Origin of the sequence: Pseudomonas sp. MBLB4136 (genome assembly GCF_051904765.1) — a bacterium.
In the GTDB taxonomy this organism is placed as follows: Bacteria; Pseudomonadota; Gammaproteobacteria; order Pseudomonadales; family Pseudomonadaceae; genus Aquipseudomonas.
This window is the reverse complement of the sequence record NZ_CP196713.1, coordinates 3,728,113-3,743,749: the sequence shown is the minus strand read 5'-3', so window position 1 is coordinate 3,743,749 and position 15,637 is coordinate 3,728,113. Positions and strand designations below refer to the sequence as shown.

The 15,637-nt window shown below is 64.8% G+C and carries 20 protein-coding genes; 9 read left to right on the top strand and 11 right to left on the bottom strand.

The window, feature by feature from the left end:
* Position 1: 1 nt before the first annotated feature.
* On the top strand, positions 2-1,444 hold the full coding sequence (gene tldD, locus ACSX1D_RS17055) for a metalloprotease TldD (protein ID WP_439859636.1): 1,443 nt from the start codon (positions 2-4) through the stop codon (positions 1,442-1,444).
* A gap of 48 nt (positions 1,445-1,492) precedes the next feature.
* Here tldD and yjgA read toward each other — a convergent pair whose 3' ends face one another.
* Positions 1,493-2,011, bottom strand: coding sequence for a ribosome biogenesis factor YjgA (yjgA, locus tag ACSX1D_RS17050; RefSeq protein ID WP_439859635.1), 519 nt, complete (start codon positions 2,009-2,011; stop codon positions 1,493-1,495).
* Positions 2,012-2,116: 105 nt separating this feature from the next.
* Between yjgA and pmbA the strand changes: the two genes are divergently transcribed.
* Positions 2,117-3,463, top strand: a complete 1,347-nt coding sequence (gene pmbA, locus ACSX1D_RS17045) for a metalloprotease PmbA (protein WP_439859634.1) — start codon at positions 2,117-2,119, stop codon at positions 3,461-3,463.
* A gap of 75 nt (positions 3,464-3,538) precedes the next feature.
* Here pmbA and ACSX1D_RS17040 read toward each other — a convergent pair whose 3' ends face one another.
* The 10 genes from ACSX1D_RS17040 to ACSX1D_RS16995 form a co-directional block, all read right to left on the bottom strand.
* Positions 3,539-3,811: an HPr family phosphocarrier protein gene (locus tag ACSX1D_RS17040; RefSeq protein ID WP_439859633.1), complete on the bottom strand. Its 273-nt coding sequence runs from the start codon at positions 3,809-3,811 to the stop codon at positions 3,539-3,541.
* A gap of 12 nt (positions 3,812-3,823) precedes the next feature.
* Positions 3,824-4,681 carry an RNase adapter RapZ gene (rapZ, locus tag ACSX1D_RS17035; RefSeq protein ID WP_439859632.1) on the bottom strand — a complete coding sequence of 286 codons (858 nt, stop codon included), beginning with the start codon at positions 4,679-4,681 and terminating at the stop codon, positions 3,824-3,826.
* An 11-nt stretch (positions 4,682-4,692) separates the two neighbouring features.
* The gene (gene ptsN / locus ACSX1D_RS17030; protein WP_439859631.1) at positions 4,693-5,157 is read right to left on the bottom strand and encodes a PTS IIA-like nitrogen regulatory protein PtsN; all 465 of its coding nucleotides are present in this window, start codon (positions 5,155-5,157) and stop codon (positions 4,693-4,695) included.
* Between the two features lie 15 nt (positions 5,158-5,172).
* Complete coding sequence (hpf, locus tag ACSX1D_RS17025; protein WP_255837325.1) at positions 5,173-5,481, bottom strand: ribosome hibernation-promoting factor, HPF/YfiA family; 309 nt, start codon at positions 5,479-5,481, stop codon at positions 5,173-5,175.
* Between the two features lie 189 nt (positions 5,482-5,670).
* The gene (locus ACSX1D_RS17020) at positions 5,671-7,179 is read right to left on the bottom strand and encodes an RNA polymerase factor sigma-54 (RefSeq protein WP_439859630.1); all 1,509 of its coding nucleotides are present in this window, start codon (positions 7,177-7,179) and stop codon (positions 5,671-5,673) included.
* 133 nt (positions 7,180-7,312) lie between these two features.
* Positions 7,313-8,038 carry an LPS export ABC transporter ATP-binding protein gene (lptB, locus tag ACSX1D_RS17015; protein WP_439859629.1) on the bottom strand — a complete coding sequence of 242 codons (726 nt, stop codon included), beginning with the start codon at positions 8,036-8,038 and terminating at the stop codon, positions 7,313-7,315.
* A 2-nt stretch (positions 8,039-8,040) separates the two neighbouring features.
* The gene (lptA, locus tag ACSX1D_RS17010; RefSeq protein ID WP_439859628.1) at positions 8,041-8,583 is read right to left on the bottom strand and encodes a lipopolysaccharide transport periplasmic protein LptA; all 543 of its coding nucleotides are present in this window, start codon (positions 8,581-8,583) and stop codon (positions 8,041-8,043) included.
* Entirely contained in the window at positions 8,570-9,139 is a 570-nt protein-coding gene (gene lptC, locus ACSX1D_RS17005; RefSeq protein ID WP_439859627.1) for an LPS export ABC transporter periplasmic protein LptC, read from the bottom strand. The genes lptA and lptC overlap by 14 nt, the downstream gene beginning before the upstream one ends.
* 8 nt (positions 9,140-9,147) lie before the next feature.
* On the bottom strand, positions 9,148-9,672 hold the full coding sequence (locus ACSX1D_RS17000) for a KdsC family phosphatase (protein WP_439859626.1): 525 nt from the start codon (positions 9,670-9,672) through the stop codon (positions 9,148-9,150).
* A 1-nt stretch (position 9,673) separates the two neighbouring features.
* Positions 9,674-10,648: a KpsF/GutQ family sugar-phosphate isomerase gene (locus tag ACSX1D_RS16995; RefSeq protein WP_439859625.1), complete on the bottom strand. Its 975-nt coding sequence runs from the start codon at positions 10,646-10,648 to the stop codon at positions 9,674-9,676.
* A 235-nt stretch (positions 10,649-10,883) separates the two neighbouring features.
* Between ACSX1D_RS16995 and ACSX1D_RS16990 the strand changes: the two genes are divergently transcribed.
* From ACSX1D_RS16990 to murA, 7 genes are all read left to right on the top strand, one after another.
* Positions 10,884-11,693, top strand: a complete 810-nt coding sequence (locus tag ACSX1D_RS16990) for an ATP-binding cassette domain-containing protein (RefSeq protein WP_439859624.1) — start codon at positions 10,884-10,886, stop codon at positions 11,691-11,693.
* The gene (gene mlaE / locus ACSX1D_RS16985; RefSeq protein ID WP_439859623.1) at positions 11,693-12,490 is read left to right on the top strand and encodes a lipid asymmetry maintenance ABC transporter permease subunit MlaE; all 798 of its coding nucleotides are present in this window, start codon (positions 11,693-11,695) and stop codon (positions 12,488-12,490) included. The genes ACSX1D_RS16990 and mlaE overlap by 1 nt, the downstream gene beginning before the upstream one ends.
* Positions 12,490-12,951: an outer membrane lipid asymmetry maintenance protein MlaD gene (gene mlaD, locus ACSX1D_RS16980; protein WP_439859622.1), complete on the top strand. Its 462-nt coding sequence runs from the start codon at positions 12,490-12,492 to the stop codon at positions 12,949-12,951. The genes mlaE and mlaD overlap by 1 nt, the downstream gene beginning before the upstream one ends.
* 23 nt (positions 12,952-12,974) lie before the next feature.
* Positions 12,975-13,607, top strand: a complete 633-nt coding sequence (locus tag ACSX1D_RS16975) for an MlaC/ttg2D family ABC transporter substrate-binding protein (protein ID WP_439859621.1) — start codon at positions 12,975-12,977, stop codon at positions 13,605-13,607.
* Complete coding sequence (locus ACSX1D_RS16970; RefSeq protein WP_439859620.1) at positions 13,604-13,912, top strand: STAS domain-containing protein; 309 nt, start codon at positions 13,604-13,606, stop codon at positions 13,910-13,912. The genes ACSX1D_RS16975 and ACSX1D_RS16970 overlap by 4 nt, the downstream gene beginning before the upstream one ends.
* A 137-nt stretch (positions 13,913-14,049) precedes the next feature.
* Positions 14,050-14,289: a BolA family protein gene (locus tag ACSX1D_RS16965; RefSeq protein WP_255837337.1), complete on the top strand. Its 240-nt coding sequence runs from the start codon at positions 14,050-14,052 to the stop codon at positions 14,287-14,289.
* Positions 14,290-14,304: 15 nt separating this feature from the next.
* Positions 14,305-15,570, top strand: coding sequence for a UDP-N-acetylglucosamine 1-carboxyvinyltransferase (gene murA / locus ACSX1D_RS16960; RefSeq protein WP_439859619.1), 1,266 nt, complete (start codon positions 14,305-14,307; stop codon positions 15,568-15,570).
* Positions 15,571-15,637: the final 67 nt, after the last annotated feature.

Here is a 15,637-nt window from a genome sequence, read left to right as displayed (position 1 = left end):
TATGAACGAGATGTTGTTGTCCGTCAGCGAGCACCTGTTGAGTCCGGGCGGCCTGACCCTCGACCATTTGCCCGGGGTGCTGGGCGAACTGGCCGGCCCGGGGATCGACGCCGCCGATCTGTACTTCCAGAGCCAGGTCTCCGAGACCTGGGTGCTGGAGGACGGCATCGTCAAGGAGGGCAGCTTCAACCTCGACCAGGGCGTCGGCGTGCGCGCCCAGTCCGGCGAGAAGACCGGCTTCGCCTACAGCAACGCGATCACCGCCGAGGCGCTGAGCCAGGCCGCCGGGGCGGCCCGCTCGATTGCCCGGGCCGGCCAGCACGGTCGCGTGCAGGCCTTCAGCAGCCCGCTGGTCAGTGCCCTATATGCCCCGGACAACCCGCTGGACGTGATCGACCGGGCGCAGAAGGTCGAGCTGCTCAAGCGCATCGACCAGGCCACCCGTGCCCTCGATCCACGCATCAAGCAGGTCACCGTGAGCCTGGCCGGGGTCTGGGACCGGGTGCTGGTCGCCGCCAACGATGGCAGCCTGGGCGCCGACGTGCGGCCGCTGGTGCGCTTCAACGTCAGCGTCATCGTCGAGCAGAACGGCCGCCGCGAGCGCGGCGGCCACGGTGGCGGTGGGCGCACCGACTACCGCTACTTCCTCAACGAGGACCGCGCCATGGGCTACGCCCGCGAGGCCTTGCGCCAGGCCCTGGTCAACCTCGAGGCGATCGCCGCGCCGGCCGGTAGCATGCCGGTGGTGATGGGCGCGGGCTGGTCCGGGGTGCTGCTGCACGAGGCGGTCGGCCACGGCCTGGAGGGCGACTTCAACCGCAAGGGCAGCTCCGCCTACAGCGGCCGCATGGGCGAGAAGGTCGCCTCGAGCCTGTGCACCATAGTCGACGACGGCACCCTGGCCGAGCGCCGCGGCTCCCTGAGCATGGACGACGAAGGCACGGCCACCGAATGCACCACGCTGATCGAGAACGGCGTGCTCAAGGGCTACATGCAGGACAAGCTGAATGCCCGCCTGATGGGCGTGGCCTGCACCGGTAACGGCCGGCGCGAGTCTTATGCCCATCTGCCGATGCCGCGCATGACCAACACCTACATGCTGGCCGGCGAGAGCGACCCGGAGGAGATCATCCGTTCGGTGAAGAAGGGTATCTACTGCGCCAACCTCGGCGGTGGTCAGGTCGACATCACCAGCGGCAAGTTCGTCTTCTCCACCAGCGAGGCCTACCTGATCGAGGACGGCAAGATCACCGCACCGGTCAAGGGCGCCACCCTGATCGGCAACGGTCCGGAGGCCATGAGCCGGGTGTCGATGGTCGGCAACGACCTGGCCCTGGACAGCGGCGTCGGCACCTGCGGCAAGGATGGCCAGTCGGTGCCGGTGGGCGTCGGCCAGCCGACCCTGAAGATCGATGCCATCACCGTCGGTGGTACTGGGGCCTGATGATTTTTGGCTGGGCTGCACTCGGCCCGCCCAGCCGCTATCGGGGGATTAACGCAGCCCGCGCTGGGCTTCGTCCAGTTCGCGGATGTACTTGAAGATTTTCCGCGAGGCGGCCGGCGCCTTGTTCTGCGCCGCTTCGTGCTGGGCCAGGCGGATGAGCTGGCGCAGATGCTGGCGGTCGGCCTGCGGATAGTCGCCGACGAAGGCCTCCAGGGTCTCGTCGGTGCCACCGATCAGGCGGTCGCGCCAGCGCTCCAGGTTATGGAAGCGCTCGTTGTACTGGCGCGTGGAGGCGTCGAGCTGGTCGAGCAGGGTGGTGATGGCGTCGATGTCCTGCTCGCGCATCAGCTTGCCGATGAACTGCACGTGGCGCTTCTTCGCCACGTTGGCCGTGTGCTTCGGCGCTTCGGCCAGGGCCCGGCGCAGGGCATCGGTCAGGGGTAGCTTGTTCAGCAGCTCGGGCTTTAAGGTGGTCAGGCGCTGCCCGAGGTCTTGCAACGCATGCAGCTCGCGTTTGACCTGGGATTTGCTCTTCTCGCCGGAGAAGTCGTCAAGGTATTCAGGCATGGCGGTGGTCCAGTGGAAAACGCCGCCATGATAGCAGCAAGTTTCCGGCTGCAAGCGTTCGGTCCTCGCCGGACCTGGCTTGCCGCCCATCGCTTAGGAGTGTTTATGAATGCAGTAGAAGTGGTTGGCCCCGCCGCCGTGCCGCAGTTGCAGGCCCAGGTCGAGCAGATCATCGCCGAGGCGAAGAAGCAGGGCGCCAGCGCTTGCGAGGTCGCCGTGTCGGTGGAGCAGGGTTTGTCCACCAGCGTGCGCCAGGGCGAAGTGGAGACGGTCGAGTTCAACCGCGACCAGGGCTTCGGCATCACCCTCTATGTCGGTCAGCGGAAGGGCTCGGCCAGTACCTCGGCCAGCGGCGAGGCGGCCATTCGCGAAACCGTGGCGGCGGCCCTGGCGATCGCCAGGCATGCCTCGGAAGACGAGTGCGCCGGGTTGGCCGATGCGGCGCTGATGGCCCGTGAGTTGCCGCAACTGGACCTCTACCATGCCTGGGCGATCAGCCCCGAGCAGGCCATCGAGCAGGCCCTGAGCTGCGAGGCGGCGGCCTTCGCCACCGACAAGCGGATCAAGAATGCCGACGGTACCACCCTCAATACCCACCAGGGTTGCCGCGTGTACGGCAACAGTCACGGCTTCGTCGGCGGCTATGCCAGTACCCGCCACAGCCTGAGCTGCGTGATGATCGCCGAAGACGGCGGGCAGATGCAGCGCGACTACTGGTATGACGTCAACCGTCAGGGCGAGCTGCTCGCCGATGCCGCGGACATCGGCCGGCGCGCCGCGCAGCGTGCGGTCAGCCGCCTGGGCGCGCGCCCGGTACCGACCTGCGAGGTGCCGGTGCTATTTTCCGCCGAGTCGGCGACCGGCCTGTTCGGTCATTTCCTTTCGGCGATCTCCGGCGGCAACCTCTACCGCAAGTCGTCCTTCCTCGAGGGCGCCCTGGGTCAGCAACTGTTCCCGGGCTGGCTCAAGCTCGACGAACGCCCGCACATCCCCCGTGCGCTGGGCAGCGCGGCGTTCGACGGTGACGGTTTGGCGACCTACGCGAAGTCCTTCGTCGAAGGCGGCGAGCTGCTGTCCTACGTGCTCGGTACGTACTCCGGGCGCAAGCTGGGCATGCCCAGCACGGCCAATGCCGGTGGCGTGCACAACCTGTTCGTCAGCCACGGCGACGAGGACCAGCAGGCGCTGCTCAAGCGGATGGGGCGCGGCCTGTTGGTTACCGAGTTGATGGGCCATGGCCTGAACATGGTCACCGGCGACTACTCGCGTGGCGCCGGCGGCTATTGGGTGGAGAACGGGGAGATCCAGTTCCCGGTGCAGGAAGTGACCATCGCCGGCAACCTGCGCGACATGTTCAAGCAGATAGTCGCGGTGGGTAACGATCTGGAGCTGCGCAGCAATATCCGCACCGGCTCGGTGCTGATCGAGCGCATGACCGTGGCCGGCAGCTGAAGCGTCGCCGCACGTTCGCAACGCAAGAGGGGCTGTCCGCTGCAACGGACAGCCCCTCTTGCGTTGGGCGGTTGGCTACTCGCCTTCGTCGAAGTAGTTGTTGATCAGCGCGACCAGCGCCTCCAGGGCGTCGTGGTCCTGTTCGCCTTCGGTGTGCAGGTGGATCGGCGTGCCCTTGCCGGCGGCCAGCATCATCACCGCCATGATGCTCTTGCCGTCCACCAGGCTTTCCGGGGCGCGGCCGACCTTGACCTTGCAGGGGTAGCGCCCAGCCACGCCGACAAACTTGGCCGCTGCGCGCGCGTGCAGGCCCAGCTTGTTGATGATGGTGATTTCGCAGGAGGGCATCGCGGAAGTTCCTTAGCTGAGGTCGCGGTGGCGAACCTGGACGTTCTTCAGGATGGGTTTCAGGGTCGCGCCCAGGCGGTTGGCCAGGTACACCGAGCGGTGGTGGCCGCCGGTGCAGCCGATCGCCACCGTGACATAGGCGCGATTGCTGGCGGCGAAGCGTGGCAGCCATTTGTTCAGGTAGGTGAGGATGTCCTGGTACATCTCCTCGACATCGGCTTGCGCCGACAGGTACTCGACCACCGGCTGGTCGAGCCCGGAGTGGTCGCGCAGCTCCGGCTTCCAGTAGGGGTTGGGCAGGCAGCGCACGTCGAACACCAGGTCGGCATCCACTGGCATGCCGCGCTTGAAACCGAATGATTCGACCAGGAAGGCGGTGCCGGGTTCGGGCTGGTTGAGCAGGCGCAGCTTGAGCATGTCGCGCAGCTGATAGAGGTTGAGGTGGGTGGTGTCGATCTTCAGGTCGGCCAGGTCGATGATCGGCCCGAGCAGCAGGGACTCGTCGGCGATGGCCTCGGCCAGGGAGCGGCTCTCGTTGGTCAGCGGGTGCCGTCGACGGGTCTCGGAGAAACGCTTGAGCAGGGTTTCCTCGTCGGCGTCCAGGTAGAGCACGTTGCACTGGATGTGGCGCGCACGCACGTCGTCGAGCAGTTCGGGGAAACGCTTGAGCTGGCTGGGCAGATTGCGCGCATCGATCGATACCGCCACCTGGGGATGCAGCAACTCGGTGTGCAGCAGGGCGCGCTCGGCCAGTTCGGGGAGCAGGCCGGCGGGGAGGTTGTCTATGCAGTAGAAGCCGTTGTCCTCGAGGACATCGAGGGCGGTGCTTTTGCCGGAACCGGAGCGACCGCTGACGATGATCAAGCGCATGGGGAAAAGTCCTAACGGCTGCTTTGAACGTCCACCACGACCTGATACAGGGAGTCGTTGCTTTGCGCCTGGCGCAGGCGTTCGCGCACGTCGCCGCGGTCGAGCATGCTGGCGATCTGGCGCAGCAGTTCCAGGTGCTCGTCGGTCGCGGCCTCGGGCACCAGCAGGACGAACAGCAGGTCGACGGGGGCGCCGTCGATGGCGTCGAAATCCACCGGCGCATCCAGGCGCAGCAGGGCGCTGATCGGCGCATTGCAGCCCGCCAGGCGGCAGTGCGGAATGGCGATGCCGTTGCCGAATCCGGTGGAGCCGAGTTTTTCGCGGGCGATCAGGCTCTCGAAGATGTCCTGCCCGGCCAGGTCGGGCAGCTCGCGCGCCACCAGGTTGGCAATCTGTTCGAGTACGCGTTTCTTACTGCCGCCCGGCACGTTCACCAGGGAACGGCCGGGGGTCAGGATGTTTTCAAGTCGGATCATGGGAGGTGAGCGAGGTCAGCGGGCCATGGCGCCCTGCTGGCGTTCGAGCTGCTTTTCCTTGTGCTTGATGAGTTGTCGGTCGAGTTTGTCGGTGAGCAGGTCGATCGCTGCGTACATGTCGTCATGTTCGGCGTTGGCGACCACTTCGCCGCCGGCTATGTGCAGGGTCGCTTCGATCTTCTGCTTGAGCTTTTCGACCTCCATGGTGACCTGCACATTGGTGATCTTGTCGAAGTGGCGCTCCAATCGATTGAGTTTCTCGTCGATGTAGTCGCGTAGGGCGTCGGTCACATCCAGCTGATGTCCACTGATGTTGACTTGCATACCGCTTTCTCCTTGTTGCCGTGTGTAAGAGACAGGCAGTGCTGCCTGCCGCGGGAACACCTTGGCGTGGAAGACTCGGACCCACCGAACCCGGCATGTCGCTATCCGGCGCGACCGCTCTGGTCGCTGCAGGGAGTATTGCGAGCTGTGCTGCGTTGTGTGTTGACCTGTCTTCCGTTGAGTGCCGCCTTACATCAACCGCTTGCGCTCACTGGAGGGCGCTATACCGAGGGATTCACGGTATTTGGCGACCGTGCGGCGGGCCACTTGAATGCCCTGTGCCTCCAGTAAACCAGCGATCTTGCTGTCACTCAACGGCTTTTTTGCATTTTCCGCGGCCACCAGTTTCTTGATGATCGCGCGGATCGCCGTCGACGAGCACTCGCCGCCCTCGGCGGTGCTGACGTGGCTGGAGAAGAAATACTTCAGCTCGTAGATGCCGCGCGGGGTGTGCATGAATTTCTGCGTGGTGACCCGCGAGATGGTCGATTCATGCATGCCGACCGCTTCGGCAATGTCGTGCAGCACCAGTGGCTTCATCGCCTCGTCGCCGTAGTCGAGGAAGCCGCGTTGGTGCTCGACGATCTGGGTGGCGACCTTCATCAGGGTTTCGTTGCGGCTCTGCAGGCTCTTGATGAACCAGCGCGCCTCCTGCAGCTGATTGCGCATGAAGGTGTTGTCGGCGCTGGAGTCGGCACGTTTGACGAAGCCGGCGTACTGCGGATTGACCCGCAGGCGGGGCATGGCTTCCTGGTTGAGCTCGACCAGCCAGCGTTCGTTGTGCTTGCGCACGATGACGTCCGGCACCACGTACTCCGGCTCGCCGGACTGGATCTGCGAGCCGGGACGCGGATTGAGGCTCTGGATCAGCTCGATGACCTGGCGCAGCTCGTCTTCCTTGAGTTTCATGCGTCGCATCAGCTGGCTGTAGTCGCGGCTGCCGAGCAGGTCGAGGTAGTCGCCGGCCAGGCGTTGGGCTTCGGCCAGCCAGGGTGACTTGGGCGGCAACTGGCGCAGCTGCAGCAGCAAACATTCGCGCAGGTCGCGGGCGGCTATGCCGGCGGGCTCGAACTGCTGGATGCGGTGTAGCACCGCCTCGACCTCGTCGAGCTCGATGTCCAGCTCCGGGTCGAAGGCCTCGACCACTTCCTCCAGGCTCTCTTCCAGGTAGCCCTGTTCGTTGATGCAGTCGATCAGGGTGACGGCGATCAGTCGGTCCTTGTCGGACATCGGCGCCAGATTGAGCTGCCAGAGCAGGTGGCTCTGCAGGCTCTCGCCGCTGGAGGTGCGGGTGGTGAAGTCCCACTCGTCGTCGTCATTGCTCGGCAGGCTGCTGGCGCTGGTCTGATAGACGTCTTCCCAGGCGGTGTCGACCGGCAGCTCGTTGGGGATGCGCTCGTTCCATTCGCCGTCCTCCAGGTTGTCCACCGTCTGCGACGTTTCCTGGTAGCTGGTTTCCTGGTAGGGCTCTTCCTGCTTGCTGGCAGGGGAGGGGTTGTCGGCGCCATCGGCCAGGGGATCGGAGTTGTCGAAGTCGTCGCCGTCTTCCTGGCGCTCGAGCATCGGGTTGGACTCCAAGGCCTCCTGGATCTCCTGTTGCAGATCCAGGGTGGACAGTTGAAGTAGGCGAATGGCCTGTTGCAGCTGCGGGGTCATCGTCAGCTGCTGGCCCATCTTCAGGACTAGCGATGGTTTCATTGCAGACCTTTTATACCGGCGTCTGTGCGCAATCCACTACAGGGCGCCGAAGCGCCGCAAGGAAGCAAATTATATGCCCGCTTCCGAGTGTTTTGCCTAGCATTAGCTGCAGTGCGGTGGAGAAAAGCCGCCGCTAGAGACGGAATTCGTGGCCCAGGTAAACCTCTTTGACCATTTGGTTGGCCAGAATGGCGGCGGCATCGCCTTCGGCGATCAGCTGGCCATCGCTGACGATGTAGGCCGTCTCGCAGATGTCCAGGGTCTCGCGGACGTTGTGATCGGTGATCAGTACGCCGATCCCCTTGGCCTTGAGGTGATGGATGATCTGCTTGATGTCGCCGACCGAGATCGGGTCGACCCCGGCGAAGGGTTCGTCGAGCAGAATGAATTTCGGGGCGGTGGCCAGCGCCCGGGCAATCTCCACGCGCCGCCGTTCGCCGCCGGACAGGCTCATGCCGAGGTTGTCGCGGATGTGGCTGATGTGGAACTCCTGCAGCAGGTTCTCCAGCTCATCCCGGCGTGCCCCGCGATCCAGGTCCTTGCGCGTCTCGAGGACGGCCATGATGTTGTCGGCCACGCTGAGTTTGCGGAAGATCGAGGCCTCCTGGGGCAGGTAGCCGATGCCGGCGCGCGCACGGCCATGCATGGGTTGATGGCTGACGTCGTGGTCGTCGATCAGCACGCGGCCCTGATCGGCACGCACCAGGCCTACGATCATGTAGAAGCAGGTGGTCTTGCCGGCACCGTTGGGGCCGAGCAGGCCGACGATCTGCCCGCTGTCGATGCTCAGGCTGACGTCGCGGACGACCTGGCGACCTTTGTAGCTCTTGGCCAGGTGTTGGGCTTTCAGAGTGGCCATCGCTACTGCGCCTGCTGGTCGGCTGGTTTGTTCTTCGGCTGGATCACCATGTCGATGCGTGGGCGCGGCGTGGACACCTTGGTGCCGGTGGCGCGACCGGCGTTGACGATCTGCCGACGGGTGTCATAGACGATCTTCTCGCCTTCGAAGGTGTTGCCTTCCTGGATCACCTTGGCCTGGTCGATCAGCACGATGCGCTCGCTGGCGGCGAAGTACTGGATGGTCAGGCCGTAGGCCTTGACGACCTGCTTGTCGGCGGCCGGCTTCTGCTCGTAATAGGCGGGCTTGCCGACCGAGGTGAAGATCTCGATGTCGCCCTGGGCATTCTGGGTGATGGTCACCGTGTCGCCGGTGATCTTCAGGGTGCCCTGGGTGATGATGACGTCGCCGCGATAGACGGCCACGCCTTGCCGGTCGTCCAGTTCGGCGCTGTCGGCTTGCACGCGAATGGGCTGATCACGGTCGGATGGCAGCGCCCAGGCGCAGGCGCTTCCGAGCGCGGCGCTCAAACTGAGCAGAAGGGGGAGGGTTTTAACGAACCTCATGCTGGCCTCTTACGTTGGACAGCAGGAGCATCCTGCCGTCATTCAAGTACGCTTTCATTCCTTGTGCCGTGGTCACCCCATTGGCCGCGTCGATTCTAACGGCTTGCTGGGTCTGCGCATATTCCTTCTCCGGGAACAGCGTCAGGCGGCTGGTGGTGAGGATGGTGGGGCGGCCCTTGGCGTCGGTGCGCTCGACGCGCACCTTGTCGATCAGTTCGACTTCCTTGCCTTCGGGCGCCACTTCGCCGCGTGCGCCGCGGATCTTCCACGGGTATTCGCTGCCGCGGTACAGCTGCATGTTCGGCTCGGTCAGAAGCGTGATGTCGCTGGCCTTGACGTGTTCCAGCTTGCTGGCGGTCATCTCGTAGTGCAGCTTGCCGTCGGCCTGGTACTGCACGGTGCTGGCATTGACCACATAGAAGTCGATGGCGTTCTCCGTGCCCACCGCTGCCGGTCTGTCCGAGAAGCTGTTGGGGTTGATGTTCCAGTAACCGACCGCCGCGAGCAGGGCGGCGGCGAGGGTGAACAGAACGGGTGTCAGCAGTTTACGCAGCATAATGGGCTCTAGAGGTAGGCGGCCTGGGCGGCCTCGAGGCTGCCCTGGGCGCGCATGATCAGCTCGCAGAATTCGCGGGCCGCGCCTTCGCCGCCGCGTGCCAGGGTCACCCCGTGGGCGTGCTGGCGGACGAAACTGTCGGCGCTGGCGACGGCCATGCCCAGGCCGACTCGGCGTATCACCGGCAGGTCCGGCAGGTCGTCGCCGAGGAAGGCGACCTGTTCATAGCTTAGGCCGAGTTCGCCGAGAAGCTCGTCGAGCACCACCAGTTTGTCCTCGCGGCCCTGGTACAGGTGCTGGATGCCGAGGTTCTGCGCGCGACGTTCCACGACCGGGGTCTTGCGCCCGCTGATGATGGCGGTGCGCACGCCGGAGGCGATGAGCATCTTGATGCCGTGGCCGTCGAGGGTGTTGAAGGTCTTGAACTCGCTGCCGTCGGTCAGGAAGTACAGCTTGCCGTCGGTGAGTACGCCGTCGACATCGAAGATCGCCAGTTTGATCGCTTGCGCGCGTCGCTGCAGGTCTGGGGTCATGTCACATCACTCCGGCGCGTAGCAGGTCATGCATGTTCAGGGCGCCGATCGGTCGATCGGAGTCGTCGACCACCACCAGGGCGTTGATCTTGTGGTCTTCCATGATCTTCAGGGCCTCGGCGGCGAGCATTTCGGCGCGGGCGGTCTTGCCGTGCGCGGTCATCACCTCGTCGATTCGCGCCTGGCGTACGTCGAGGCCGCGATCCAGGGTGCGGCGCAGGTCGCCGTCGGTGAAGATGCCGGCGAGGCGGCCATCGGCCTCCACCACCACGGTCATGCCGAGGCCCTTCTGGGTCATCTCCAGCAGGGCGTCGCGCAGCGAGGTGCCGCGCTGCACCTGGGGCAGGCTGGCGCCGGCGTGCATGACGTTCTCCACCTTGAGCAGCAGGCGGCGGCCGAGGGCGCCGCCCGGGTGGGAGAAGGCGAAGTCTTCGGCGGTGAAACCGCGGGCTTCCAGCAGGGCGATGGCCAGGGCGTCGCCAAGCACCAGGGAGGCGGTGGTCGAGGAGGTCGGCGCCAGGTTCAGCGGGCAGGCTTCCTTGGGGACCCGGGCGTCCAGGTTGACCTCGGCGGCCTTGGCCAGCGGCGAGTCGGGGTTGCCGGTCATGCTGATCAAGGTGATGCCGAGGCGCTTGATCAGCGGCAGCAGGGTCACGATTTCCGCGGTCGAGCCGGAGTTGGACAGGGCCAGGACCACGTCGTCGCGGGTGATCATGCCCATGTCGCCATGGCTGGCCTCGGCCGGGTGCACGAAGAATGCGGTGGTGCCGGTGCTGGCCAGGGTCGCGGCGATCTTGCTGCCAACGTGGCCGGACTTGCCCATGCCGACCACCACCACCCGGCCCTTGCTGGCCAGGATGAGTTCGCAGGCGCGGACGAAGTCGCCGTCGATGCGGTGCAGCAACTCTTCAACCGCCTCGAGCTCGAGGCGGATGGTCCGCTGCGCAGACTTGATCAGCTCATTGGGTTGATTCATAGCGTTGTCGTGGCAGGCCGAGGAAAAAGGCGGCGATTATACCGGGAATGTGCCGCAGGCTCACCCATGAATCCTGTGGTCGGCGTCGCAGTGTGGTTGCGCCGCGCAGCGTGCATCTTGGGCGAGTCAAATGGCCGGTGGTATAGTGCGCGGCTGTTTCGGCCCGTCCGACCGGCGTGGTGTCCTTCTAGTGAGGCAGCGCGTCTACCAGGGAGGCTGTTCACAAGGAGTCCAGATGAGCGCCGAGAGTCAGTACGCGGTCGAGCTGAAAGGCGTGAGCTTTCGGCGGGGCGACCGGGATATTTTCAAAGACGTCGATATTTACATTCCGCGCGGCAAGGTCACCGCGATCATGGGGCCTTCCGGCTGTGGCAAGACCACGTTGCTGCGCCTGATCGCCGCGGAACTCAAGCCGCATCAGGGCGAGGTGTGGGTCAACGGGCTGAACCTGCCCAGGCTCGCGCGCGCTGAGCTGTTCGACATGCGCAAGCAGATGGGCGTGCTGTTCCAGAGCGGGGCGCTGTTCACCGATCTCGATGTGTTCGAGAACGTGGCCTTTCCGCTGCGCGTGCATACCCGGCTGCCCGAGGAAATGATTCGCGACATCGTATTGATGAAGCTGCAGGCCGTCGGCCTGCGCGGAGCCTACGAACTGATGCCGGACGAGCTGTCCGGCGGCATGAAGCGGCGCGTCGCGCTGGCCCGGGCAATCGCCCTCGATCCGCAGATTCTGATGTACGACGAGCCGTTCGTCGGTCAGGACCCGATCGCCATGGGCGTGCTGGTACGGCTGATCCGCCTGCTCAACGATGCGCTGGGTATTACCAGTATCCTGGTGTCCCATGACCTGGCGGAAACCGCCAGCATCGCCGACTACCTCTACGTGGTGGGCGATACCCAGGTGCTGGGTCAGGGCACGCCGGCTGAATTGATGGAGTCGGACAATCCGCGTGTGCGCCAGTTCATGCAGGGAACCCCGGATGGGCCGGTGCCGTTCCACTATCCGGCGGTGAGCTACCGCGACGACCTACTGGGGGGGCGCTGATGCGCAAGACATCTCCGCTCGAGCGCATCCGCCTGTTCGGTCGCGCCGGCCTCGATGTGCTGGCCACGCTCGGGCGCTCGAGTATTTTTCTGGTGCGGGCGATCTTCGGTCGCGGCACCTCGGGCAATTCGCTGCAGCTGCTGATCAAGCAGCTGTATTCGGTCGGGGTGATGTCCCTGGCGATCATCGTGGTGTCCGGCATCTTTATCGGCATGGTGCTGTCGCTGCAGGGGTTCAACATCCTGGCGCGCTACGGCTCGGAGCAGGCGGTTGGGCAGATGGTTGCGCTGACCCTGTTGCGCGAGCTGGGGCCGGTGGTCACTGCCCTGCTGTTCGCCGGTCGTGCCGGCTCGGCGCTGACCGCGGAGATCGGCAACATGAAGTCCACCGAGCAGCTGTCCAGCCTGGCGATGATCGGTGTCGATCCGCTCAAGTACATCGTGGCGCCCCGGCTGTGGGCCGGCTTCATCTCCATGCCGCTGTTGGCGATGATCTTCAGCGTGGTCGGGATCTGGGGCGGGGCGATGGTCGCCGTCGACTGGCTCGGTGTCTACGAGGGGTCGTTCTGGGCGAACATGCAGAACAGCGTGGCCTTTCGCGAGGACGTGCTCAACGGCGTGATCAAGAGCATCGTTTTCGCCTTCGTCGTCACCTGGATCGCCGTTTTCCAGGGCTATGACTGCGAGCCGACTTCGGAAGGCATCAGTCGCGCCACGACGCGCACGGTGGTCTACGCCTCGCTGGCGGTGTTGGGCCTTGATTTTATTCTGACCGCTTTGATGTTTGGAGACTTCTGATGCAAAACCGCACACTGGAAATGGGTGTCGGCCTGTTCCTGCTCGCCGGGCTGTTGGCGCTTCTGCTGCTGGCGCTGCGGGTCAGCGGCCTGGCGCTGGGCAGCGGCGACCATACTTACAAGGTTTATGCGCACTTCAACAATATCGCCGGTCTAACCGTACGGGCCAAGGTGACCATGGCCGGGGTGACCATCGGCAAGGTGACGGCCATTGACCTGGATCGCGACAGCTACACCGGGCGGGTGACCATGGCGCTGGATAAGGACGTGGACAACCTGCCCGCGGACTCGACCGCATCGATCCTCACCGCTGGCCTGCTCGGCGAAAAGTATGTCGGCATCAGCGTGGGTGGCGAGGAGGAGTTGCTCAGCGACGGTAGCACCATCTACGACACCCAGTCGTCGCTGGTGCTGGAGGACCTGATCGGCAAGTTCTTGCTCAACTCGGTCAATAAAGACTAGTCCAATTAATCGGAGCTGTGAATATGATCAAGATGCTGCGTAACGGCCTGATCCTGCTGCTGGCGGCCTTGCCGCTGTTCGCCGTGGCCGCGCCCAGCGCCCACGACGTGGTGCGCCAGACCACCGAGACCCTGCTGGCCGACCTGAAGGCCAACAAGGAGGAGTACCGCGACAACCCGGATGCCTTCTACACCGCGCTGAACAACATCCTCGGCCCGGTGGTGGACGTCGACGGCATTTCCCGCGGGGTCATGACCGTGCGCTACTCGCGCCAGGCAACCCCCGAGCAGATGACCCGTTTCCAGGAAAACTTCAAGCGCAGCCTGATGCAGTTCTATGGCAACGCCCTGCTCGAGTACAACAACCAAGACATCCGCGTGCTGCCGGCCAGCGGCAAGCAGAACCCTCAGCGTACCGCGGTGGACATGGAGATCAAGGATGGCAAGGGGGCGGTCTACCCGCTGTCCTACACCATGGTCAGCGAGGCGGGCACCTGGAAGATGCGTAACGTGATCATCAACGGGATCAACGTCGGCAAGCTGTTTCGCGACCAGTTCGCCCAGTCCATGCAGAACAACGGCAATGACCTGAACAAGGTGATCGACACCTGGACCGAGACCGTGGCGAAAGCTCGTCAGGGCAAGGAGGCGTCGTGAGTCGGGCGAGCATCTCGGAAGCCGATGCGGGTGAATTTCGCCTGAGCGGCGTGCTCGACTTCCGCACTGGCCCGGCCTTGCGCGAGCGCGGCGGGCAGTTGCTTGGTGCCACGCGCGCCGAGGCCTGTGTGCTCGACTGCTCGGCGGTGGAAAAATCCAGCAGCGTCGGGCTGGCCCTGCTCCTGGCGCTCATGCGCGATGCCCGGGCGGCGGGCAAGAGCCTGGAGCTGCGCGGTCTGCCCCAGGATATGCGCGAAATCGCCAGTGTCTGCGGGCTGCAGGAGCTGTTGCCGCTGCAGGAGTGATCCGGGCCGCTGGCGCAGGCTGCGGCCGCCCCGCCGTCGCGTGGGGGTTAGCGGGCAGGGGGCATTTTTTGTATGATGCTCGGCCCGCAGGCCTAGGCTCTGCTGTCGTAATTCAATAAAGCCGATCGAGGTTGAGCATGCAGGCCTTAGAAGTGAAGAGCCTCCTGGAGGCTAAACTGCCGAACACCCAGGTGGAAGTTGAAGGCGAAGGCTGTAACTTCCAGCTGAATCTGATTAGTGACGAGCTGGCCGCGCTGAGCCCGGTCAAGCGTCAGCAGCAGATCTACGCCCACCTGAATCCCTGGATCGCCGATGGCAGCATCCACGCGGTGAGCATGAAATTCTTCAGCCGTGCCGACTGGGCCACGCGCTCCTGAGGCGACGAGATAGTTATGGATAAGTTGATTATTACCGGCGGCGTGCGCCTCGATGGCGAAATCCGCATTTCCGGGGCGAAGAACTCCGCCCTGCCCATTCTTGCCGCGACCCTGCTCGGCGACGCGCCGGTGACGATCTGCAATCTGCCGCACCTGCACGACATCACCACCATGATCGAGCTGTTCGGGCGCATGGGCATCGAGCCGATCATCGACGAGAAGCTCAGCGTGGAAGTCGACGCGCGGGCGATCAAGACCCTGGTCGCCCCCTACGAGCTGGTCAAGACCATGCGCGCCTCGATCCTGGTGTTGGGGCCGATGGTCGCTCGCTTCGGCGAGGCCGAAGTGGCGCTGCCTGGCGGCTGCGCCATCGGTTCGCGTCCGGTCGACCTGCACATCCGCGGCCTCGAGGCCATGGGCGCGCAGATCGATGTGGAGGGCGGCTACATCAAGGCCAAGGCGCCGGAAGGCGGCCTGCGTGGCGCGCGCTTCTTCTTCGACACGGTCAGCGTCACCGGTACCGAGAACATCATGATGGCGGCCACCCTGGCCAAGGGTCGCAGCGTGCTGGAAAACGCCGCGCGCGAGCCGGAAGTGGTCGACCTGGCCAACTGCCTGATCGCCATGGGCGCCAAGATCGAGGGCGCGGGCACCGACACCATCACCATCGACGGCGTCGAGCGCCTGCATGGTGCGCGTTTCAGCGTGATGCCCGATCGCATCGAGACCGGCACCTACCTGGTGGCCGCCGCCATCACCGGCGGCCGGGTCAAGGTCAAGGACGTCGACCCGACTACCCTGGAAGCGGTGTTGTCCAAGCTGCAGGAGGCCGGTGCGGAAATCACCAGCGGTGCCGACTGGATCGAGCTGGACATGAAGGGCAAGCGGCCGAAGGCCGTGACCCTGCGTACCGCTCCCTATCCGGCGTTCCCCACCGACATGCAGGCGCAGTTCATCGCCCTCAACGCGGTCGCCGAAGGTACCGGCACCGTCATCGAGACGGTGTTTGAGAACCGTTTCATGCACGTGCATGAAATGCTGCGCATGGGCGCGCAGATCCTGGTCGAAGGCAACACCGCCATTGTCACCGGCAGCGAGAAGCTCAAGGGCGCCCCGGTGATGGCCACCGACCTGCGCGCTTCGGCCAGCCTGGTGCTTGCCGCGCTGGTCGCCGAGGGCGATACGCTGATCGATCGCATCTACCACATCGACCGTGGCTACGAGTGCATCGAAGAGAAGCTGCAGTTGCTGGGTGCGAAGATCCGCCGCGTACCGGGTTGATTCGCCACTGCGCGCAGCGCTGTCCGCCGCCGGCCCGCCAGGGCCGGCCTGCTTCAGTTCCAAAGGA

Coding starts and splice junctions, on each gene's coding strand:
- tldD (WP_439859636.1), top strand. CDS start 2: ATGAACGAGATGTTGTTGTCCGTCAGCGAGCACCTGTTGAGTCCGGGC.
- yjgA (WP_439859635.1), bottom strand. CDS start 2,011: ATGCCTGAATACCTTGACGACTTCTCCGGCGAGAAGAGCAAATCCCAG.
- pmbA (WP_439859634.1), top strand. CDS start 2,117: ATGAATGCAGTAGAAGTGGTTGGCCCCGCCGCCGTGCCGCAGTTGCAG.
- ACSX1D_RS17040 (WP_439859633.1), bottom strand. CDS start 3,811: ATGCCCTCCTGCGAAATCACCATCATCAACAAGCTGGGCCTGCACGCG.
- rapZ (WP_439859632.1), bottom strand. CDS start 4,681: ATGCGCTTGATCATCGTCAGCGGTCGCTCCGGTTCCGGCAAAAGCACC.
- ptsN (WP_439859631.1), bottom strand. CDS start 5,157: ATGATCCGACTTGAAAACATCCTGACCCCCGGCCGTTCCCTGGTGAAC.
- hpf (WP_255837325.1), bottom strand. CDS start 5,481: ATGCAAGTCAACATCAGTGGACATCAGCTGGATGTGACCGACGCCCTA.
- ACSX1D_RS17020 (WP_439859630.1), bottom strand. CDS start 7,179: ATGAAACCATCGCTAGTCCTGAAGATGGGCCAGCAGCTGACGATGACC.
- lptB (WP_439859629.1), bottom strand. CDS start 8,038: ATGGCCACTCTGAAAGCCCAACACCTGGCCAAGAGCTACAAAGGTCGC.
- lptA (WP_439859628.1), bottom strand. CDS start 8,583: ATGAGGTTCGTTAAAACCCTCCCCCTTCTGCTCAGTTTGAGCGCCGCG.
- lptC (WP_439859627.1), bottom strand. CDS start 9,139: ATGCTGCGTAAACTGCTGACACCCGTTCTGTTCACCCTCGCCGCCGCC.
- ACSX1D_RS17000 (WP_439859626.1), bottom strand. CDS start 9,672: ATGACCCCAGACCTGCAGCGACGCGCGCAAGCGATCAAACTGGCGATC.
- ACSX1D_RS16995 (WP_439859625.1), bottom strand. CDS start 10,648: ATGAATCAACCCAATGAGCTGATCAAGTCTGCGCAGCGGACCATCCGC.
- ACSX1D_RS16990 (WP_439859624.1), top strand. CDS start 10,884: ATGAGCGCCGAGAGTCAGTACGCGGTCGAGCTGAAAGGCGTGAGCTTT.
- mlaE (WP_439859623.1), top strand. CDS start 11,693: ATGCGCAAGACATCTCCGCTCGAGCGCATCCGCCTGTTCGGTCGCGCC.
- mlaD (WP_439859622.1), top strand. CDS start 12,490: ATGCAAAACCGCACACTGGAAATGGGTGTCGGCCTGTTCCTGCTCGCC.
- ACSX1D_RS16975 (WP_439859621.1), top strand. CDS start 12,975: ATGATCAAGATGCTGCGTAACGGCCTGATCCTGCTGCTGGCGGCCTTG.
- ACSX1D_RS16965 (WP_255837337.1), top strand. CDS start 14,050: ATGCAGGCCTTAGAAGTGAAGAGCCTCCTGGAGGCTAAACTGCCGAAC.
- murA (WP_439859619.1), top strand. CDS start 14,305: ATGGATAAGTTGATTATTACCGGCGGCGTGCGCCTCGATGGCGAAATC.